Raw genomic sequence first — 21,080 nt, 5'->3', positions numbered from 1 at the left:
TCGAGATTCACACGTGAATAGCCAGGGTCCGCAACAGCACAGCATCACCGAGGAGGCCGCCGAGTGGGCGGTGCGCCTGCACGCCGGTGCCCTGACCGACCAGGAGCAGGCCGAGCTGCGCCAGTGGATCGCCTGCGACAGCCGCCACGAAGCGGCGCTGCGCTTTGCCGAACAGACCTGGGCGGCGTTGGGCGAGGTGCATAAGGACGAGAGCGTTCACCGCCAGCACCCCGCGACCGCAGCGCTGCCTGTGCGTCGCTCCCTGCGGCGCAGGCCCTGGCAACGTGCGGCGGCGGTCGCGCTGGTCGTGGTGGTGGCCGGCGTCGGCTGGCTGCGCGGGCCGGACGCCTGGCTGCGCATGCAGGCCGACTATGTCACCCAAAAGGGCGAGGTACGCACCGTGCACTTGGCCGATGGCAGCACGGTGGAGCTGGATTCCGCCAGTGCCATCCGCCTGGATTACGACGGCGTGCAGCGGCGTATCAGCCTGATCCAGGGCTCGGCGATTTTTGATGTGGCGCCGATGGTGGGTCAGGAGACCCGTCCGTTCGTGGTGCAGAGCGCCGGCGGGCAGACGCGGGCGTTGGGCACGCGGTTTGTGGTGGAGCGCGAGGCCGAACGCCGGGCGTGGGTGGGCGTTTTGCAGCACAGCGTCGAAGTGTCTTTGCACGCCTCGCCGAAAAAAGGCCCGAGCGATCGGGTGCTCCAGGAGGGCCAGGCTGCGCGCTACAACGCCCAGGAGGGCGTGGTGCCCCTGGATCAATTTGATGTAGACCGTGCCACCAGTTGGCGACGCGGCGTGCTGATCTTTGATCGCCAGCCCCTGGCCAAGGTTATTGAGCAGCTCAATCGCTACCGTCCGGGGCGGGTGGTGTTGACCCATTCCGATTTGGGCGAGCGCGAAGTCAGCGGCGTCTTCCGTCTCGACATGCTCGACAGCGCCCTCGGAACGCTCACCCAGGAACTTCAAGTGCAACGCTTGGACTTGGCAGGCCTCAGCCTGATCTATTGATGACCCGGTGGGAGGCCTGCTCTCACCCGCTTAAACCCCCCCCTGTGCAAAAACTTTTTAAAAAACCTTACTGACTTCCTGCGCCTCGTACGTCTTGCTAGGTGAGAAGCATTCGCATAAACAAACATACGATCAGCGCAGGGAAACCAGAAATGTCAGCACTCACCAAGGGGCGTATCACCGGTAGCCGGTTAGCCCTGGCCATCCACTTGGGGCTGTTCGCCGCGGCCGCTCCCGTGTATGCGGTGCAGCCTCAGGTGGACGCTGCCCAGTCGGCGGTGCGGGTGTTCGATGTCCCGGCGCAATCCTTGGGCAGTGCCGTATTGGCCTTTGCCGACCAGGCCGGTCTGCAGGTGCTGTTCGACAGCCCGCGCCTGCAAGGCTTGCGCAGCACCGCGCTCAAAGGCAGCTTCAGCGTGCAGGAAGGGCTTGGCCGTTTGCTCGGTGCCACGCCGGTGGAGTACCGCTTTACCGGTGAGCGCCAGGTCACCCTCAACCGTGTCAGCGACGACCCCGACGGCGCCATGACCGTGGGCACCACCACCATCACCGGCAACACCAACGGCCAGGCCAGCGACTGGGTGTACCAGACCCCAAAGTCCGTGGCGGTGATCAGCCGCGACATGATCGATAAACGTCCGCCCCGTCACGCCGCCGACATGCTCGAAGAAACCGCCGGTGTCTACACCGCCGTCAACCAGCGCGACCCTGGCCTGTCGGTGAATATTCGCGGTGTGCAGGACTATGGCCGGGTGAACATGAACATCGACGGCATGCGCCAGAACTTCAACGTCAACGGCCACCAGCAGCGCAACGGCACCATGCTGATCGACCCGGAGTTCATCTCCAGCATCGAGATCGACAAAGGCAGCCAGTCGGGGCAGGGCGGTGCGGCCGTACTGGGCGGCATTGCTTCGTTCAAGACCCTGGATGCCAGTGAGTTCCTCAAGGACGGCAAGGACTACGGCGGCCGCCTTCGCGCCGGCAGCGGCATTGGTGAGCTGGGTAACGGCACCGACTTCAACGGCAGTGGCGTGTTTGCCTTTGGTGATGAGCGCGGTGATGTCGTGCTGGGCTACAGCGAGCGGCATTTCGGTAACTACCGCGCCGGCAGGCACAACGACGACAACCTGGGCACCAACCTGCGCGCCAGGTCATCTGCCCCTGCGGCCTTCGACGACTGGTTGAACAGCGAAGTCGGCGACACCGGCAGCGTGACCCGCTCGCAGATCGTCAAGTTCGGCCTGAACCTGCCCAACGACCAGCGCGTGCAGTTGAGCTACCTGGAAACCGACACCGACAGTAACGATGCCTGGGGCTATATCGCCAACGACCTTCAGAGCACCTACTACGTACGCACCAGCAAAAACAACCTCAACGCCAAAAACGTCGCGCTGGACTACAGCTACAGCCCGGATAACCCGCTGATCGATCTCAAGGCCAAGCTCTATTACGTCACCACCCAGATGGATCGCAGCAACGCTCCCAACCTGTCGTCGCCAGGTACCGGTAACTACGTCGGCGCCTATACCGATCACTTCCAGACCGACACCTGGGGCCTGCAGGGTGACAACACCTCGCGGTTCGATTTCGGCGAACAGGGGCATGTCACCTGGAACTACGGGGTGGAGCTGTATCAGGACGAGTTCAAGCCCCGCACCAACAAAGTTGAAGCCACCAACAACCTGGGCTTGTTGCCTTACGCAGAGGGCAGCACGCCAGGGGGCAAACGCACCATCGCCAGCCTGTTCAACAACGCGCAGTACGAATATGGCGGCTGGCTGACCCTGGATGCGGGCTTGCGTTATGACCGCTATCGGCTCGAAGGCGAAACCGGCATGACCCTGTACCGGCGTGATCGCTTCTACAACAGCCTTGTCGGCGCCAGGCGTGTCTCGGAAGTGATGGAGGTCGACCGTGAGGAAGGCCAGTTTTCCCCCACCTTCGGTCTTGCGGTAAAGCCGGGCGTGGACTGGCTGCAACTCTATACCCGGTGGGGCAAGGGCTGGCGGCCACCGGCGGTGACCGAAACCTTCATGACCGGCCGGCCCCACGGTGGCGGTTCGGGAGAGCGCGTATTTCCCAACCCCTACCTCAAGCCTGAAGAATCACGGGATTGGGAAGTGGGCATGAATGTCTTCAAGGAAGGCTTGTTTTTCAGTGACGATCGCCTCGGCATGAAGGTGGCGTACTTCGATACCCGGATCGAAAATTTCTCTTTCCTCAACACCAGCGTCAGCTTGCCGGAAACCCAGGTGGGTGGATTTCTCGGGACCATGGCTTACGTCAATAACACCAACCCGACGCGTTTTCGCGGGGTCGAATACCAGCTCAATTACGACATGGGGCGCGCGTACGCCAACCTCAGCTACACCCACATGATCGGCAGCAATGAGTTCTGCTCGAAGAACTATTACATGGGCGGTGCCAAGACCACCGGGCCAAGGACTACTCGCCTGGAGCGTTTCACCCTGCCGGATGGGCGCATCGGCATACGGCCGGTCACCACCTATGAAGTGTTGGATGACGACGTCGCCAACAACAAGGAAAGCTGCGGGCGAATCATGGGGAACGCCACGTACATGCCAGCCGATCGCGGCTCGCTGACCCTGGGTACGCGCTTCCTGGAAAAACGCCTGGATACGGGTGTGCGTGTGCGCTACAGCTCGGGCAACGGCGAAAACCTCAATCAGCAGGGCTACGAGCTGATGGATCAGGCGATGTGGCCCAAGTACACGCTCTATGACCTGTACGCCAGTTACTGGATGACGGATCAACTGAACATTGCACTGGCGTTGGAAAACGCCACCGATGAAGCCTATTTCGTCGCCATGGGCGACGCCAACAACCTCAGTCTGGCGCGCGGGCGAACCCTGAGCGGCATGTTGGAATACAAATTCTGATCAGCGTGCGCAGGCACTTGATCAACGGTTTTGCCCATGGGTGGGCAAAAAGGCGCGCCGCACCGGCGTGCTCATCAACAACGTTGTTTAACGAGGTTTAGCGATGACTATTTCTGTTAGCTACGATTCGGGCCTGGGTTCTCTGTCGGTATCGGACTACCTGAGCTCCTGGGCAGTGGGGTTCAACACTGCAGGGCACGGCACCAGCAACACCGGCGGCTTCAGCAACGGCACCCTCAGCGGCGACCAGTATTCGACCCACGGCGCCGACAACTCCGAGTACGCGTTCATCGCCGACAGCGATACCAGCAATGGCCTGCACTATGTGTTCAACCCGTCGTTGCCCGCCAGCAGCAACCTGAACCACTACCTGTGGGGCGACCTGGATAACGTGCAACTGGGCACAGGCCTGGGCGGCGGCAATGGCAGCGACTTCTCCCTGAGCGACTTCAAGGTCGCGTTCAACGGCCTCGACCTGAGCGCTGCCGAGGGCGCCGGCCGGGCTGGCAACGACGTACAAAGCGTGATCTACGGTTTGATGCAGGGCAACACCGCCGCGCTGGAAACCGTGCTCAACAACCTGCTCGACGACTTCGGCCTGTCCACTGCCAGCACCTTCGACGAAGTGTCGGCGGGCCTGGCGGCACACGCCAGCGCAGTGTCCACCGATGTTGCCCTGGTGGGCGTGCAGGACGTGGCACAGGACTGGGCACTCGCTGCCTGAACCTGCTGCCGCCTGAAAAAAGCGAATGGAAGATCGCTCTCCCATTCGCTGCATTACACCGCCGTCGCCCAAGCCTTCTAACTCTTCCGGCGACGGCGGTGCCGAATTCTGCGCAGCGCCGTATCGGCTGTCAACGCGGCGACGCTGCACGTTCAACCCCACGAGAATCCCCAGATGCGCCACGTCGGCAACGAAACCCTGGCCGCCCTCACGGCCTATAAAAGTGGCTTCTTCAACATCGGCCTGTTCTCGGCGGTGATCAACCTGCTGATGCTGGCCCCGGCGCTGTACATGCTGCAGGTGTACGACCGGGTGCTGGCGTCGGGTAATCAGATGACCCTGCTCATGCTGACGTTGATGATCCTCGGCCTGTTCGGCCTGATGGGCGCGTTGGAGTGGGTGCGCAGCCAGGTGGTGATCCGCCTCGGCACGCAGATGGACATGCGCCTGAACCAGCGAGTCTATGACGCCGCGTTCGAAGCGCAACTCAAGGGCGGCACCCAGGCGGCAGGCCAGGCGTTGCATGACCTGACCACCTTGCGCCAGTTCGCCACCGGCCAGGCGCTGTTCGCGTTTTTCGATGCGCCGTGGTTTCCGGTGTATCTGCTGGTGATCTTCCTGTTCCACCCCTGGCTTGGCCTGCTGGCGCTGGGCGGCGCGGCGATACTGATCGCGTTGGCGTGGATCAACCACCATGTCAGCCAGGCGCCGATGGCCGAGGCCAGCCAACTGTCCATCCACGCCAGCCAGCAGGCCACGGCCAACCTGCGCAATGCCGACAGCATCGAAGCCATGGGCATGCTCGCCACTTTGCGCGGGCGTTGGTTCAACCAGCACCAGGCGTTCCTCGCCCAGCAAAACCTGGCCAGTGAAAAGACCGCCGCCGTCACCGCCTGGTCCAAGGGCGTACGCCTGGGGTTGCAGTCGTTGGTACTCGGCCTGGGCGCGTTGCTGGCGGTGCAGGGCGACATCACGCCGGGGATGATGATTGCCGGCTCGATCCTGATGGGGCGGGTGCTGAGCCCCATCGACCAACTGATCGGCGTCTGGAAACAATGGGGCTCGGCGCGCCTGGCGTACGAGCGGCTGTCGCAGCTGCTGGCGGCCAACCCGGCGCGACCGCCGCGCATGAACCTGCCGGTGCCCAAGGGCCAGTTGAGCGTCGAGCAAATCAGCGCCTGCGCCCCCGGCAGCCGTCGGCCTGCACTGGTGAACCTGGGGTTTAACCTGCCCGCGGGGGATGTGCTCGGCGTGATCGGGCCTTCCGGCTGCGGCAAATCCACCCTGGCGCGGGTGCTGGTGGGCGCCTGGGCACCACTGGCCGGCAAGGTGCGGCTGGACGGCGCCGACCTGGTCCAGTGGGACAAACAGCAACTCGGCCCGCACATCGGCTACCTGCCCCAGGACATTCAATTGTTCGCCGGTAGCATCGCCGACAACATCGCGCGGTTTGCCGAACTGGATAGCGACAACGTCCTGGCCGCCGCGAAAATGGCCGGCGTACATGAACTGATCCTGCAACTGCCCCAAGGCTATGACACGCAATTGGGGGAGGGCGGTGCGGGGTTGTCCGGTGGGCAAAAGCAACGCGTGGCCCTGGCCCGTGCGCTGTACGGCCTGCCGGCGTTGATCGTGCTGGATGAGCCCAACGCCAACCTCGACGAGGTGGGCGAGCAGGCCCTGCTCCAGGCCATCACCCAGCTTAAGCAGCAGCGCCGCACGGTGATCCTGATTACCCACAAAGCCAATGTACTGAGCCTGACCGACCAGTTGCTGATCCTCAAGGACGGCCAGTTGCAGGCCTTTGGTCCGACGGCGCGGGTGCTGGAGGCGCGGCAGAAACCGGCAGCTTCCAAACCGGTGTCGACCCTGAGCATGAGCTACCGCCTCGGTGAAGGAAAACAGGCATGAGCATGAGTAAGCCGGTGCTGGTCAGCGACCGCCCTCACACGGTGTTGACGCTGGATGACAAAAAATATTCGCGCCTGGGCTGGTTGTTGGTGCTCGGCGGCTTTGCCGGATTTATCGGCTGGGCCGCGTTGGCGCCGCTGGACAAGGGCGTGGCGGTGTCGGGCAAGGTCATGGTCTCTGGCCATCGCAAGACCGTGCAGCATCCTGCCGGGGGGATCGTCGAGCGTATCGAGGTGCGTGACGGTGATGTGGTCAACGCCGGCCAGGTGCTGCTGCGCTTGAAGGAAACACCCTTGCGCGGGCAGATGCAGTCGCTGCGCAGCCAGTACCTGGCGTCCCTGGCCAGTGAGGCGCGCTTGAGTGCGGAAAGCGAAGGGCTGCCCGCCATCACCTTCGGTCCTGAATTGCTCAACGAGCCGGAGGCCGCCAACACCTTGAACCTGCAACGGCAACTGTTCACCAGCCGCGCCCAGGCGCTGGCCACCGAGCAGCAAGGCCTGCGCGAAACCATCGCCGGCGCCGAGGCGCAGTTGCGCGGCACGCGGGATTCCCAGGCGAGCAAGCTGCAGCAACGCGCGGCATTGAATGAGCAACTGCAAGGGCTGCGCGAGTTGGCGCGCGATGGCTATATCCCGCGCAATCGCCTGCTCGACAGCGAGCGCCTGTACGCCCAGGTCGACGGCACGATTGCCGAAGACTACGGGCGCATCGGCCAGTTGCAGCGCCAGGTTGTGGAACTGCGCCTGCGCATCCGCCAGCTCGGCGAAGAGTTCCAGAAAGACCTGCGCGGCCAGTTGGCCGAGACCCGTACCCGCAGCGATGACCTGCGTAACCGCCTGGCGTCGGCCGAGTTCGAACTGGCCAACAGCCTGGTGCGGGCGCCGGCCTCGGGGGTGGTGGTGGGGTTGGAGGTGTACACCGAAGGCGGCGTGACCAAGCCCGGCCAGGCCCTGATGGACATCGTGCCCCAGGGCGAACCGCTGTGGGTGGAAGCGCGGGTGCCGGTGCAAATGATCGACAAGGTGCATCCGGGCCTACCGGTGGAGTTGCTGTTCTCGGCGTTCAACCAGGCCACTACCCCACGGGTGGCCGGTGAGGTGACGCTGGTCTCCGCCGACCGCCAGGTCGATGAGCGCACCGACGAGCCTTATTACACCGTGCGCGCCCAGGTCAGTGCGGCGGGCATGCAACAACTGGACGGCGTGCGGATTCGTCCGGGCATGCCGGTGGAAACCTTCATCAAGACCGGTGAGCGTTCGATGCTCAACTACCTGTTCAAACCCTTGCTGGACCGTACCCACATGGCCCTGGTGGAAGAATGAAGGCGCTGTTTTTGACCCTGTGCCTGAGCGTTACACCGGCGGCACATGCCTTGGGTTTGCTCGACGCCTATGACCTCGCCCTGCGCAATGACCCGACCTTCCAGGCCGCCATCCAGGAACGCGAGGCCGGTGAAGAGAACCGCGTGATCGGCCGTGCAGCGTTATTGCCGAACCTGTCCTGGAGCTATAACAACTCGCGCAACGAATCCGAAGTTACCCAAAGCACCGCCGTTGGCGATGTCACCAGCGACCGTGATTACCGCAGCTACGCCTCGACCCTGACCTTGCAGCAACCGTTGCTGGACTACGAAGCCTATGCGCGCTTTCGTCAAGGCACGGCCCAGGCGTTGATGGCCGATGAGCGTTTTCGCGGCAAGAGTCAGGAGTTGGCCGTGCGCGTGCTCAGTGCCTACAGCCAGGCGCTGCTGGCGCAGGAACGCATCGAGTTGAGCCGTGCGCAGAAACGTGCGTATGCCGAACGCCTGCAACTCAATGATCGCCTGCTCAAAGGTGGTGAAGGCACGCGCACCGATGTACTCGAAACCCAGGCGCGCTTGAGCCTGGCCCAGGCGGAGGAAATCGAGGCGCTGGACGCCCAGGACAGCGCCTTGCGCGAGCTGGAAGCGATTGTCGGCCAACCGTTGCAGATCGACGCGCTGGCACCCCTGGCCCGTCAATTCGACATCCCGCCGCTGGAGCCCAATCGCTTCGAAACCTGGCGTGAACTGGCCATGGCCAACAACCCGGAACTCAAGTCCCAGCACCACGCGCTGGACGTGGCCTCTTACGAAGTGGAGCGTAAACGCGCCGGCCACTTGCCCAAGGTCAGCCTGTACGCCAGCAGCCGCCAGACCAGCTCCGATTCGGAAAGCAGCTACAACCAGAAGTACGACACCAACAGCGTCGGTATCCAGGTCAGCCTGCCGTTGTTTGCCGGCGGCTCGGTGTCGGCCTCTACGCGCCAGGCGGCCAATCAACTGTCCCAGGCCCAATACGAGCTGGACGCACATACCTCGGCGACGCTGGTGGAGCTGCGCAAGCAGTTCAACCTCAACACCAGTGGCGCGGCGAAAGTGCGTGCCTACGAGATGGCCGTCAGCTCCGCCACCGCGCTGGTCACTGCGACCAAAAAGAGCGTCAGCGGCGGTGAGCGGGTCAACCTCGACGTGCTCGACGCCGAACAACAACTCTTCACTGCCCGCCGCGACCTGGCCAATGCGCGGCATGCGTATCTGCTGGCCAGGATTCAGTTGAAGTATTACGCGGGGTTGCTGAGCGAGCAGGACTTGCAGGCCTTGGCGGGGTACTTCCAGCCTTCGGCATGAGTGGTTACAACCCGGCATTCGCCGGGTTTTTTGTGGTTACTAATCTGTGAAACAGCTTCGGGAATAGGGAGCCGGTTGTCGGGTGGCAGGGGGAAATTGTTACCTGGCGGAAAATAACCTAACGGATGGGTTACGATGAAAGTAGGTGCTTACAAGGGGTATGTCATCTCGGTGTTTATCAGGGACGAGCATTGTCCGCCTCATGTACATGTCAGGGGCAAGGAGTGGGATGCGCGGTTTCGTTTTAGTTTTTTGGATGGGGACGTTGAGTTGTGGGACGTAGAGCCTGAACGGAGGCGGCCACCCACTGCGGTTCTGAAGGAAATACGCGAGGTAATCATGCAGCGACATTATCTGGCACGGGCACGCAGGATTTGGTGGGAAAAACTGCAAACGGTTTGCCTGGAGAACCATTCATGGAACTGGGACACCAGTGAATTGGTTCCAGGGTTAGTCATTCGACGTGGTGTCTACGTCATCGCAAGCGCCTGGCACGACGCTGTAGCGCAACGGACTATTTTGAATCTGGTAAGAGCGCCAGATTGCGTGGGGATTAATTTATGAAAATCGTAAAAGCCAAAGTCATACCTTATGTACCTCTCACTGACGTTGACATCGACAAGGCAATCGCCCGTGGCCGCAGGCTAAAGCGCCTGTACGCCAACGCCAGCAATGTGCGTTATGTAGACGACTGCATTTCCATCGGTTTCAGCGACGGCAGTCGCGTCATGCTGCCGGTGGCAGGGCTGCCGGAGTTCGAAGGGTTTTCAGAGGAAGATTTCCAGCAGTTGGAAGTCAGTTTCGGTGGCAAGGCTATTAGCTGTGAGGCTCAGGATCTGGATGTTTCGATCACGGGCCTGATCGCCACAAGCCAGCCGCTGATGGACCTGGCCACCAGCCTGGTAGCGTCACGCAACGGTCGCAAGAGCAGCGCCGCCAAATCCGCCGCCGCCCGCGCCAATGGCAAGAAGGGCGGCCGGCCACGCAAGAAGGAACCTGAGGACGCTGAATTACCGCCGGGTCAATAACACACCGGATTCCATATGGTGCGTCCAGGGGAACTGGTCAAACATCGCACACCGGGTAATGCGGTGGGTGTCATGCAGTTGCGCAATGTTCGCCGCCAGCGTCTCCGGGTTGCAGGAGATGTACAGGATATTGTCGAAGCGTCGGGTCAGTTCGCAGGTGTCCGGGTCCATGCCGGCGCGGGGCGGGTCGACGAATACGCTACCGAATTCATAGCTCTTCAGGTCGATGCCGTGCAGGCGACGGAATGGGCGCACTTCGTTCAGCGCTTCGGTGAGCTCTTCGGCGGAGAGGCGCACCAGGGTGACGTTACCCACCGCGTTTTCATCGAGGTTGCTCAGGGCCGCATTCACCGAGGTCTTGCTGATCTCGGTAGCCAGCACTTTACGCACACGGGTGGCCAGGGGCAGGGTGAAGTTGCCGTTGCCGCAATACAGCTCCAGCAAGTCATCCGGGCGATCGCCCAAGGCTTCGTATGCCCAGTTGAGCATCTTCTGGTTCACCGTGCCGTTGGGCTGGGTGAAGGCGCCTTCGGGTTGGCGGTAACTGAAAGTGCGGCCGGCGACGTCGAGTTTTTCCACCACGTAGTCGTGGCCGATCACATCGCGCTTGCCCTTGGAGCGGCCGATGATGCTCACATTCAATTCAGTCGCCAGCTTATTCGCCGCCGTGTGCCAGTGCTCGTCCAGCGGGCGGTGATAACACAGGGTGATCATCGCGTCGCCGGCCAGGGTGGTGAGGAACTCCACCTGGAACAGCTTGTGGCTCAGGGCAGCGCTGGCTTGCCAGGCGGCCTTGAGCTGGGGCATCAACTGGTTGATGCGCTGGCTGGCGATGGGGAACGCTTCGATCAGGATTGGCGTGCGCTTGTCGTCCTGGGAAAACATCGCGTAGTGGCGTTCACCGCCTTCGCGCCACAGGCGGAACTCCGCCCGCAGGCGGAAGTTCTGCAGCGGCGACTCGAAGACCTGCGGCTCGGGTGCGTCGAACGGTGCCAACAGGTCACGCAAACGCGTGACCTTGTCTTGCAGTTGAGCGGTGTAGCGTGCGGCGTCAAAAGTCATGCGTTGAACCAGCCCAGCTTGATCACGAACAGAATCGACAGAATCACCAGTGCCGGGTTGAGCTCACGGTAGCGGCCCGAAAGCAGCTTGATGGCGGTCCAGGCGATGAAACCGAAGGCAATGCCGTTGGCGATGGAGTAAGTGAAGGGCATCGCCAGGGCGGTGATCACCACCGGCGCTGCAACGGTAATGTCATCCCAGTCGATTTCGGCCAGGCCTGAGGTCATCAATACGGCGACGAACAGCAGCGCCGGCGCGGTAGCGAAGGCCGGTACGCTGGCGGCCAGCGGCGAGAAGAACAGCGCCAGCAGGAACAGGATCGCCACCACGATGGCGGTCAAGCCGGTACGGCCACCGGCGCTTACGCCCGCAGCGGATTCGATGTAGCTGGTGGTGGTCGACGTACCCAGCAGGGAACCGGCCATGGCGGCGGTACTGTCGGCGATCAGCGCACGGCCCATTTTCGGCATGTGGCCGTCCTTGCCCATCAGCCCGGCGCGCTTGGCCACGCCGATCAGGGTGCCGGAGTTGTCGAACAGGTCGACGAACAGGAAGGCGAAGATCACGCTGACCAGGCCGATGTCCAGCGCGCCCTTGATATCCAGCTGCAGGAAGGTCGGGGCCAGGGACGGCGGCATCGACATCACGCCGCCAAACGCGGTGACGCCCAGCAGAATGGAGACGATGGTCACCGCCAGGATGCCGATCAGCACCGCGCCGCGTACGGCCAGGGCTTCCAGCGCAACGATCAGCATGAAGCCGAGGATGGCCAGGATAGGCGCCGGCTTGGTCAGGTCGCCCATGCCAACCAGGGTGTTGGGGTTGCCGACCACGATCCCGGCGTTGTGCAGGGCGATCAGTGCCAGGAACAGGCCGATACCGGCGGCAATCGCCGAACGCAGGGGCAGGGGAATGCTGTTGATGATCCACTCACGGATACGGAAGATCGACAGCAGGAAGAACAGCACCGCCGAAATGAATACCGCACCCAGCGCAACCTGCCAGGTGTGACCCATGTGCAACACCACGGTGTAGGTAAAGAAGGCGTTGAGGCCCATGCCCGGTGCCAGCGCGATCGGGTAGTTGGCGATCAGGCCCATCACGGTCGAACCGATGGCCGCCGCCAGGCACGTCGCGACAAACACCGCGCCCTTGTCCATGCCGGTCTCGCCGAGGATGCTCGGGTTCACGAACAGGATGTAGGCCATGGCCAGGAATGTCGTGATGCCCGCGAGGATCTCGGTGCGCACGTTGGTGTTGTGTGCCTTGAGTTGAAACAGCTTTTCCAGCATGCCTGCTCCCTGTGACGCTATGTTGCGTCGTTATTTGTTGACCTCTAAGTCAAAGCACAAACTGCGCCAAGCGCCTGTGATTCCAGAGAGGATCGGAAAAAGCGGCGCATCATACCAGCAGCCGAGGCTGTGTGGCGCATGGCCTTGAGGCATACTGCGGCGACGTTCAACAGCGGGTCATCGACAGCATGAAAAAAGCCAACGCGTGGAGTCTAGCCCTGATCCCCTGTCTCGGCCTGTGGTTGGGCGCGGCACCGGTGTGGGGCGCGACTGCACCGCCCTTGAGCGAGGTGCGCGTATTCAAGGTCGAATCGGCGCACTGCACGGAAACCATCCCGGAACGCGCGCAAAGCACCCAGATGTGCACGCACCGTGGGCCCACCCAAGTGTCGGTGATGGAAGTCGGCCTGGGTAACAACCCGATGGGGCGCTTCAATGGTGCCGAACTGAACGGGCAACGTACGCCCGTGTGCCAGGTCGGCAGCGTCAGCGAGGCCTGCAGCGGGGCAGGCACGCTGATGGGCTACATCTATGTATTTGACCTGAATGTCCAGGCCCAAGGCTGGTTCGAATACAGCAACTCGTCGATCAACGGCCCGCGGAACACCTTGAAGACCCTGCTCAATATCCGCTGATCAATCAGCTTGAACGCTCAAAATCCCGGGAAGTCGTACCCCTGAGACGGCGACTTTCCTGAACGCCGCGGATGTACACCAACCCGTGAGGTGTTTATGAGCGCGATCCCCAATGGCGCGGCGGCCCAACCGTTCGTCGCCCACTCCATACGCTTGACCCTCAATGGTCAGGACCGCCAACTCGACGTATTGCCTTGGACCACGTTGCTGGACCTGCTACGCGAGCAATTGGACTTGGTCGGCAGCAAAAAAGGCTGCGACCACGGCCAATGCGGTGCGTGCACAGTATTGCGCGACGGCAAACGCATCAACGCCTGCCTGACCCTGGCGGTGATGTGCGACGGCGCCGAATTGACCACCATCGAAGGCCTGGCCGACGGCGACCAACTGCACCCGATGCAGCAAGCCTTTATCAAGCACGATGCCTTCCAGTGCGGCTACTGCACGCCCGGGCAGATTTGCTCCGCCGTCGGCCTGGCCAATGAAGGCCGTGCCCACGATACCGCGCAGATCCAGGAGCTGATGAGCGGCAACCTGTGCCGCTGCGGCGCCTACAGCAATATCCGCGATGCCATCGAAGAGGCTTTGCCGGCCTGCCGCGCCCAGGGAGGCGAGCAATGAATCCCTTCCAGTACAGCAAACCGGCGGATGTCCACGCAGCCGTGCACCTGAGCAGCGCCGCGTCGCGCTTTATTGCCGGCGGCACTAACCTGCTGGACTTGATGAAAGAAAACATCAGCCGCCCCGAGCACCTGATCGATATCACCGGCCTGCCGCTCAATGAGATTGAACAAACCGCCGAGGGCGGCCTGCGCATCGGCGCGCTGGTGAGCAATGCCGACCTGGCCTGGCACCCGCTGATCGAACAGCGTTACCCGTTGCTGTCCCAGGCGATCCTTGCCGGGGCCTCGCCGCAACTGCGCAATATGGCCAGCACCGGCGGCAACCTGTTGCAACGCACCCGGTGCTACTACTTCTATGACGCCAGCGTGCCCTGCAACAAGCGTGAGCCCGGCAGCGGCTGCCCGGCGCGCACTGGCTTGAACCGTATCCATGCGATCCTTGGTGCCAGCGAACAGTGCGTGGCAACTCACCCGTCGGACATGTGCGTGGCCCTGGCGGCGCTGGAGGCGCGGGTGCATGTCGAAGGCCGAGGTGGCGCGCGGGTTATCGAGTTTGCCGACTTCCACCGCCTCCCCGGTGATGCGCCGCAACGCGACAACCAACTGGCCGACGATGAGCTGATCACCGCCATCGAATTGCCCGCTGACCACCTGGCCCGTCACAGCCATTACCTGAAAATCCGCGACCGCGCGTCTTATGCGTTTGCCTTGGTGTCGGTGGCCGCCGCTCTCGAGTTGGACGGCGATCGAATCGTCGACGCGCGCCTGGCCCTCGGCGGCGTGGCCCATAAGCCCTGGCGCGACCGTGCGGTGGAAGCCTCGCTGATCGGCCGGGCGGTCAGCCGCGAAACCTTCAGCAATGCCGCCGACGCCGTGCTGCAAGACGCCGAGCCGCTGGAACACAACGGCTTCAAGATCAAGCTGGCGCGCCGCGCAATCATCCGTGCCCTGAGCGACGCTGCTGTCGCAGGAGATCGCCCATGACCGCTATTGGCAAACCCCTGGACCGTGTCGACGGTCTGCTCAAGGTCACCGGCCAGGCGCGTTATGCCGGTGAGTTTCCCGAGGACGGCCTGCTCCACGGCAGTGTGGTGTCCAGCACCATCGCCAAGGGCCGTGTGCTGGCGATCGACGCGTCCAGGGCACTGGCCCTGCCGGGCGTGGTGGCGGTTATCCATCACCTCAACCGGCCGACAATCGCCCGTTACGACGAGGCCTTCCAGGATGACGATGCGGCGGACGGTTCGCCGTTTCGCCCGCTGTATAACGACCGTGTGCTGTACAGCGGCCAACCCCTGGCCCTGGTGATCGCCGACAACCTGGAACTGGCGCGGCATGCCGGCTCGCTGGTAGCGATCGACTACGCACGGGAAGACTTCGAGACCGACCTGCTCGCCCAGCAGGAACAGGCCCATGCTTCACCGCAGGCGCCGCCCAAGCCGCGTGGCAACTTCCAGGCCGAGTGGGCCGCTGCCGCCGTCAGCCTCGACCTGCACTACAGCACCCCCATCGAACACCACAACCCCATGGAACCCCACGCCAGCACCGTGCTGTATCAGCCGGACGGCACCTTGCATATCCATGACAAGACCCAGGGCCCGCAGAACTGCCAGGCCTATGTGCAAGAGGTGTTCGGCCTGGATAAAAGCCAGGTGCGGATCTTCGCCGCGTTCGTCGGCGGTGCGTTCGGCTCGGGCTTGCGCCCGCAGTATCAATTGCCGCTGGCAGTGATGGCGTCCCTGGCGCTCAAGCGCTCGGTGCGCGTCACCTTGACTCGCCAGCAGATGTTCACCTTCGGCTACCGCCCGCGCACCTTGCAGCGTTTGCAGATGGGCGCCGCCGCCAATGGTCGCCTGCTGGCATTGGGGCATACGGCGATTGGCCAGACCTCGCGCTTCGAAGACTTCAGCGAGCACGTGGTGGAGTGGAGCGGCATGCTCTATCACTGCGACAACGTGCAACTGACCTACAAACTGGTGCCGCTGGATGTATTCACGCCCCTGGACATGCGCGCGCCCGGCGCCGCCTTGGGCGTGATCGGCCTGGAATGCGCCATGGACGAGTTGGCCTGTGCGTTAGGGATGGACCCGGTGCAATTGCGGCTGGTCAACTACGCCGAGCGCAACCAGAACGAAGACAAACCCTGGTCGAGCAAGGCCCTGCGCGAGTGTTACAGCGAAGGCGCCGAACGCTTCGGCTGGAGCCAGCGCAACCCGGAACCGCGCAGCATGCGCGACGGCTGCCAGTTGATCGGCTGGGGCATGGCCGGTGGCGTGTGGGAGGCCATGCAGATGAAGGCCAGCGCCAAGGCGTGCATCGACGCCGAGGGCAAGCTGACCGTCAGCAGTGCGACCACGGACATCGGCACCGGCACCTACACGGTGATGACCCAGATCGCGGCGCAGGCCAGTGGCGTGGCGGTTGAGGACGTGGTGTTCCTGCTCGGCGACTCTTCATTGCCCACCGCGCCGCTGCAAGGCGGCTCGTTCACCGTGTCGTCCGTCGGCACCGCCGTGCAGCAAGCCTGCGAAGCGTTGAGCGCGAGGCTGCTGACCATCGCCCGGCAGACTTACCCGGTGTTCAAGGATGCCGAGTCCGTGCGTTTTGAAGACGGCCAACTGCACACCGGCGACGTGAGCGTGTCGTTGGCACAGCTGGTCAAGGACAGCGGTGAAGAGAGCGTGGAAGTCCAGGTCGACAGCGAGCCGGACAAAAAGCGCGAGGGCTACGCCACCGCCACCCACTCGGCGGTGTTCGTCGAAGTGCGGGTGGATGAAGACTTGGGCACGATCAAGGTCAGCCGCGTGGTCAGCGCCATTGCGGCCGGTCGGGTGGTCAACCCGAAGATGGCCCGCAGCCAGATCCTCGGCGGGGTGGTGTGGGGCATCGGCATGGCCCTGCATGAGGAGACCCAGATCGACCATCAGTTGGGCCGCTACATGAACCACAGCCTGGCCGAGTACCACATCCCGGTAAATGCCGATATCGGCGAGATTGACGTGGTGTTTGTCGAGGAACATGACGAGATCGTCAACGCCCTTGGCTCCAAGGGCGTGGGAGAGATCGGCATTGTCGGGGTGGCGGCGGCGGTGGCGAATGCGGTCTACCATGCCACCGGCAAGCGGGTGCGAGAGTTTCCGATCACCCTGGATAAGGTGCTCTGACGCGGTCCAGCAAACACTGAAGATCCAAATGTGGGAGGGAACAAGCCCCCTCCCACATTGGATCATGCAGCGGGCTTGATGCTTTCATCTACCGGCACATGCATACGATCCCGATTCGCCAGGGTCGGGAACAGTTTGATCCACACTCCGGTCACCACCAGCGTACCGATGCCGCCCATGACCACGGCGGGCACGGTGCCGAACCAATGGGCGGTAATCCCCGATTCGAACTCGCCCAGTTGGTTGGACGCACCGATAAACAGACCATTGACCGCACTCACCCGTCCGCGCATTTCATCCGGCGTCTCCAGCTGCACGAAGGACGCACGGATCACCATGCTGATCATGTCCGCCGCGCCCAGCACCACCAGCACCGCCAGGGAAAACCAGAACGAGGTGGACAGGCCGAAGGCGATGGTCGCCACGCCGAATACGCCGACGGCGGTGAACATCACCCGGCCCACCTGCCGATCTACCGAAAAGCGCGCCAGCCACAGTGACATCAACAAGGCGCCCACCGCCGGCGCCGAGCGCAACAGGCCCAGGCCCCAGGCGCCGGTCAGCAGGATGTCCTTGGCGAACACCGGCAGCAACGCGGTGGCGCCGCCCAGCAGCACGGCGAACAGGTCGAGGGAAATCGCCCCGAGGATGTCCGGGCGGCTGCGGATAAAGCGGATGCCGGCCAGCAGTGAATCGAGGGTGGCCTTGCCTTTGTTGAGCGGGGTCTGGCGGGCGGGCAGGTTGAGGGTCAGTACACAGGCAATCAGGTACAGCGCCACTGTTGGGCCATACACCCAGACGCTGCCGAAGGCGTATAGCAAACCACCGAGGGCCGGGGCGACGATGGTTGCCAGTTGCTGGGCCGACTGCGACGAGGCCACCGCACGCGGGAACAGCGCACTGGGCACGATGCTTGGCAGCAGGGCCTGGGTGGTGGGCATTTCAAACGAGCGTGCGGCACCGAGCAGGAAGGCGAGGATAAAGATCATCTCGCGGGTCACGTTGCCGGTGAGGCCGCCGATGGCCAGGGAAAGGGCAATCAGCGCCTGCACGGTCTGGCAGATGGCCGCGACTTTGCGTCGCTCATAGCGGTCGGCCACATGCCCGGTGTGCAGCATGAACAGCACGCGCGGCACGAACTCCACCAGACCGACCAGCCCCAGGTCGAGCACGTTGCCGGTGAGTTGGTAGAGGTTCCAGCCAATGGCCACGGTAAGCATCTGGAAGCCGCTGGCGGTGAAGATCCGTGCTAGCCAGAACGCGATGAAAGGACGGTGGTGACGTAACAGCAACGTGGGTTCACTGGGCATCGGGAGTTCAGGTCAAGGCCGGAGGGAAGAGGCAGATTAGCATCAAGCTGTAACAATTAGTTGCGAGAAGAAGGCTGAGGCAAGCTGTCACGCGGCAAAAGACCACACAGGCCAGCCGCGAAAATGGGACTACTCTTTTCACTGTGATTGACCCAGATCAAAGTCATTTCAGAATTTGTTCTGGTGGCCGCAAGGCCCGATTCCCTGCGTGGCTGGTTAAAAAAAGAAACGAATTGAAATTCGCCAGACTCCATATCCGTGGGGGCAGTGGGTGCAGGCTCCCGCCAGCAGCCGGTATTACCTGACAGAGGAAGACTTATGTTCGGTTTGGAGGCGCTAGATCTCGCCCGAATTCAGTTCGCGTTCACCATCTCATTCCACATCCTGTTCCCGGCGATCACCATCGGCCTGGCCAGTTACCTCGCGGTGCTGGAAGGCTTGTGGCTCAAGACCCATAACGATACCTACCGTGACCTCTACCATTTCTGGTCGAAGATCTTTGCCGTCAACTTCGGCATGGGCGTGGTCTCCGGTCTGGTCATGGCCTACCAGTTCGGCACCAACTGGAGCCGCTTCTCGGACTTCGCCGGCGCCGTGACCGGGCCGCTTCTGACGTACGAAGTGCTTACGGCCTTCTTCCTGGAAGCCGGTTTCCTCGGCGTGATGCTGTTCGGCTGGAACAAGGTGGGGCGCAAGCTGCACTTTTTCTCCACCGTGATGGTGGCCGTCGGTACGTTGATCTCGACCTTCTGGATCCTGGCGTCCAACAGCTGGATGCAGACGCCGCAAGGCTTTGAAATCATCGACGGCCGCGTGATTCCTACCGATTGGCTGGCGGTGATCTTCAACCCGTCGTTCCCTTACCGCCTGATGCACATGGCGACGGCGGCGTTCGTGGCCACCGCGTTCTTCGTCGGCTCCTCGGCGGCCTGGCACTTGCTGCGCGGCAAAGACAACCCGGCCATCCGCAAGATGTTGTCGATGGCGATGTGGATGGCCCTGATCGTGGCGCCTATCCAGGCGGTGATCGGCGACTTCCATGGCCTCAACACCCTCGAGCACCAGCCGGCGAAAATTGCCGCGATTGAAGGCCACTGGGAAAACAAAGGCAATGAGCCAACCCCGCTGATCCTGTTTGGCTGGCCGGACATGAAGGCCGAAAAAACCAAATACGCTGTGGAGATTCCGTACCTGGGCAGCCTGATCCTGACCCACTCCCTGGACAAACAGGTGCCGGCGCTCAAGGAATTCCCGCCGGAAGACCGGCCGAATTCGACCATCGTATTCTGGTCGTTCCGGGTCATGGTCGGCCTGGGGTTCCTGATGATCTTCACCGGCCTGTTCAGCCTCTGGCTGCGCCGGGGCGACAAAATGTACACGTCCAGGCCGTTCCTGTACCTGGCGCTGTGGATGGGGCCGTCTGGGCTGATCGCGATTCTCGCCGGTTGGTTCACCACCGAAATCGGCCGCCAGCCGTGGGTGGTCTACGGGTTGATGCGCACGGCGGATGCTTCTTCCGGGCATAGCCTGGCGCAGATGACGATCACCCTGGTGTTGTTCGTGGTGGTGTACTTCGCGCTGTTCGGCGCCGGCCTGGGCTACATGATGCGCCTGGTGCGCAAAGGCCCGGTGACCCACGAAGGCACGGAACCGACCCACGGTGGCCCTGGCCAGAAACGCACACCGGCCCGTCCGTTGTCCGCCGCCGATGATGGCAGCGATGACGACCACGCCCACATCCAGCATAAGGGGAATTGAGATGGGTATTGATCTTCCGCTGATCTGGGCCGTGATCATCATCTTCGGCATCATGATGTACGTGGTCATGGACGGCTTCGACCTGGGTATCGGCATTCTCTTCCCGTTTATCCCGGGCAAGACCGACCGTGACGTGATGATGAACACCGTGGCCCCGGTCTGGGACGGTAACGAAACCTGGCTGGTGCTGGGCGGCGCGGCGTTGTTCGGCGCGTTCCCGCTGGCCTATTCGGTGGTGTTGTCGGCGCTGTACCTGCCGCTGATCCTGATGCTGGTAGGGCTGATCTTTCGTGGCGTGGCCTTCGAGTTCCGCTTCAAGGCCAAGGACCACAAGCGTCACCTGTGGGACAAGGCGTTTATCGGCGGTTCGCTGGCGGCCACGTTCTTCCAGGGCGTCGCGCTGGGGGCGTTTATCGACGGGATCCCGGTGGTCAATCGCCAGTTTGCCGGCGGCTCGCTGGATTGGCTCACGCCGTTCACGATGTTCTGCGGCGTGGCGCTGATCGTGGCGTATGCATTGCTCGGCTGCACCTGGCTGATCATGAAAACCGAAGGCCCGTTGCAGGAGAAGATGCACAACCTGGCGCGGCCATTGGCCTTCGTGGTGCTGGCCGTGATCGGCATCGTGAGTCTCTGGACGCCGCTGTCGCACCCGGAAATCGCCTCGCGCTGGTTCACCCTGCCGAACCTGTTCTGGTTCCTGCCGGTACCGATCCTGGTGCTGGTGACCATGTACGGCTTGATCCGCGCCGTGGCGCGTAATGCCCACTACACACCGTTCCTGCTGACGCTGGTGTTGATCTTCCTCGGCTACAGCGGTCTGGGGATCAGCCTGTGGCCGAACATCATCCCGCCCTCGGTGTCGATCTGGGATGCCGCTGCGCCGCCGCAGAGCCAGGGTTTCATGCTGGTGGGCACCTTGTTCATCATCCCGTTCATCCTGGGCTACACCTTCTGGAGCTACTACGTGTTCCGCGGCAAGGTCACCCACGAAGACGGCTATCACTAGGA

Annotated in this window: 17 protein-coding genes; 14 read left to right on the top strand and 3 right to left on the bottom strand. The window is 62.7% G+C overall.

Annotated elements, in window-relative coordinates:
* Nucleotides 1-13 precede the first annotated feature (13 nt).
* The 8 genes from AC07OT_RS14050 to AC07OT_RS14015 all read left to right on the top strand — a co-directional run bounded on the left by AC07OT_RS14050 (nucleotide 14) and on the right by AC07OT_RS14015 (nucleotide 10,225).
* Entirely contained in the window at nucleotides 14-1,012 is a 999-nt protein-coding gene (locus tag AC07OT_RS14050) for a FecR family protein (protein WP_495108327.1), read from the top strand.
* Between the two features lie 152 nt (nucleotides 1,013-1,164).
* Nucleotides 1,165-3,915: a TonB-dependent receptor gene (locus tag AC07OT_RS14045; RefSeq protein ID WP_495108326.1), complete on the top strand. Its 2,751-nt coding sequence runs from the start codon at nucleotides 1,165-1,167 to the stop codon at nucleotides 3,913-3,915.
* Between the two features lie 103 nt (nucleotides 3,916-4,018).
* The gene (locus AC07OT_RS14040; protein ID WP_495108325.1) at nucleotides 4,019-4,639 is read left to right on the top strand and encodes a heme acquisition protein HasA; all 621 of its coding nucleotides are present in this window, start codon (nucleotides 4,019-4,021) and stop codon (nucleotides 4,637-4,639) included.
* A 174-nt stretch (nucleotides 4,640-4,813) separates the two neighbouring features.
* A complete protein-coding gene (locus AC07OT_RS14035) occupies nucleotides 4,814-6,550 on the top strand; it encodes a type I secretion system permease/ATPase (RefSeq protein ID WP_495108324.1) in 1,737 nt (578 codons plus the stop codon).
* Nucleotides 6,547-7,872, top strand: coding sequence for an HlyD family type I secretion periplasmic adaptor subunit (locus AC07OT_RS14030; protein ID WP_495108323.1), 1,326 nt, complete (start codon nucleotides 6,547-6,549; stop codon nucleotides 7,870-7,872). Before AC07OT_RS14035 ends, AC07OT_RS14030 begins: the two co-directional genes overlap by 4 nt.
* On the top strand, nucleotides 7,869-9,197 hold the full coding sequence (locus AC07OT_RS14025; RefSeq protein ID WP_495108322.1) for a TolC family outer membrane protein: 1,329 nt from the start codon (nucleotides 7,869-7,871) through the stop codon (nucleotides 9,195-9,197). Before AC07OT_RS14030 ends, AC07OT_RS14025 begins: the two co-directional genes overlap by 4 nt.
* A 135-nt stretch (nucleotides 9,198-9,332) precedes the next feature.
* On the top strand, nucleotides 9,333-9,761 hold the full coding sequence (locus AC07OT_RS14020) for a DUF4160 domain-containing protein (RefSeq protein WP_495108321.1): 429 nt from the start codon (nucleotides 9,333-9,335) through the stop codon (nucleotides 9,759-9,761).
* On the top strand, nucleotides 9,758-10,225 hold the full coding sequence (locus AC07OT_RS14015; protein ID WP_495108320.1) for a DUF2442 domain-containing protein: 468 nt from the start codon (nucleotides 9,758-9,760) through the stop codon (nucleotides 10,223-10,225). The genes AC07OT_RS14020 and AC07OT_RS14015 overlap by 4 nt, the downstream gene beginning before the upstream one ends.
* Here AC07OT_RS14015 and trmA read toward each other — a convergent pair.
* Together trmA and AC07OT_RS14005 are read right to left on the bottom strand one after the other, a co-directional pair.
* Nucleotides 10,208-11,287, bottom strand: a complete 1,080-nt coding sequence (gene trmA, locus AC07OT_RS14010; protein ID WP_495108319.1) for a tRNA (uridine(54)-C5)-methyltransferase TrmA — start codon at nucleotides 11,285-11,287, stop codon at nucleotides 10,208-10,210. The two genes, AC07OT_RS14015 and trmA, sit on opposite strands and share 18 nt — an antisense overlap.
* Nucleotides 11,284-12,579 (bottom strand): NCS2 family permease, encoded by a 1,296-nt coding sequence (locus AC07OT_RS14005; RefSeq protein ID WP_053137959.1) that lies wholly within the window; start codon nucleotides 12,577-12,579, stop codon nucleotides 11,284-11,286. The genes trmA and AC07OT_RS14005 overlap by 4 nt, the downstream gene beginning before the upstream one ends.
* A 188-nt stretch (nucleotides 12,580-12,767) precedes the next feature.
* Here AC07OT_RS14005 and AC07OT_RS14000 point away from each other — a divergent pair, with 188 nt between their 5' ends.
* The 4 genes from AC07OT_RS14000 (at nucleotide 12,768) to AC07OT_RS13985 (ending at nucleotide 17,001) form a co-directional block, all read left to right on the top strand.
* Nucleotides 12,768-13,214, top strand: a complete 447-nt coding sequence (locus tag AC07OT_RS14000; RefSeq protein ID WP_065938392.1) for a DUF4879 domain-containing protein — start codon at nucleotides 12,768-12,770, stop codon at nucleotides 13,212-13,214.
* 96 nt (nucleotides 13,215-13,310) lie between these two features.
* Complete coding sequence (locus AC07OT_RS13995) at nucleotides 13,311-13,835, top strand: (2Fe-2S)-binding protein (protein WP_495108318.1); 525 nt, start codon at nucleotides 13,311-13,313, stop codon at nucleotides 13,833-13,835.
* The gene (locus AC07OT_RS13990) at nucleotides 13,832-14,821 is read left to right on the top strand and encodes an FAD binding domain-containing protein (protein ID WP_495108317.1); all 990 of its coding nucleotides are present in this window, start codon (nucleotides 13,832-13,834) and stop codon (nucleotides 14,819-14,821) included. The genes AC07OT_RS13995 and AC07OT_RS13990 overlap by 4 nt, the downstream gene beginning before the upstream one ends.
* Nucleotides 14,818-17,001, top strand: a complete 2,184-nt coding sequence (locus tag AC07OT_RS13985) for a xanthine dehydrogenase family protein molybdopterin-binding subunit (RefSeq protein ID WP_495108316.1) — start codon at nucleotides 14,818-14,820, stop codon at nucleotides 16,999-17,001. The genes AC07OT_RS13990 and AC07OT_RS13985 overlap by 4 nt, the downstream gene beginning before the upstream one ends.
* A 62-nt stretch (nucleotides 17,002-17,063) precedes the next feature.
* Here AC07OT_RS13985 and AC07OT_RS13980 read toward each other — a convergent pair whose 3' ends face one another.
* Complete coding sequence (locus AC07OT_RS13980) at nucleotides 17,064-18,311, bottom strand: MFS transporter (RefSeq protein ID WP_065938315.1); 1,248 nt, start codon at nucleotides 18,309-18,311, stop codon at nucleotides 17,064-17,066.
* Between the two features lie 318 nt (nucleotides 18,312-18,629).
* Here AC07OT_RS13980 and AC07OT_RS13975 point away from each other — a divergent pair, with 318 nt between their 5' ends.
* Nucleotides 18,630-20,069: a cytochrome ubiquinol oxidase subunit I gene (locus AC07OT_RS13975; protein ID WP_027605306.1), complete on the top strand. Its 1,440-nt coding sequence runs from the start codon at nucleotides 18,630-18,632 to the stop codon at nucleotides 20,067-20,069.
* Nucleotide 20,070: 1 nt separating this feature from the next.
* Nucleotides 20,071-21,078: a cytochrome d ubiquinol oxidase subunit II gene (gene cydB / locus AC07OT_RS13970; protein WP_027605307.1), complete on the top strand. Its 1,008-nt coding sequence runs from the start codon at nucleotides 20,071-20,073 to the stop codon at nucleotides 21,076-21,078.
* Nucleotides 21,079-21,080: the final 2 nt, after the last annotated feature.

It is taken from the genome of Pseudomonas sp. GW821-FHT09C10, assembly GCF_059418085.1.
Note: the sequence above shows the minus strand (reverse complement) of the source record. Positions and strands in the feature narration are given on the sequence as shown.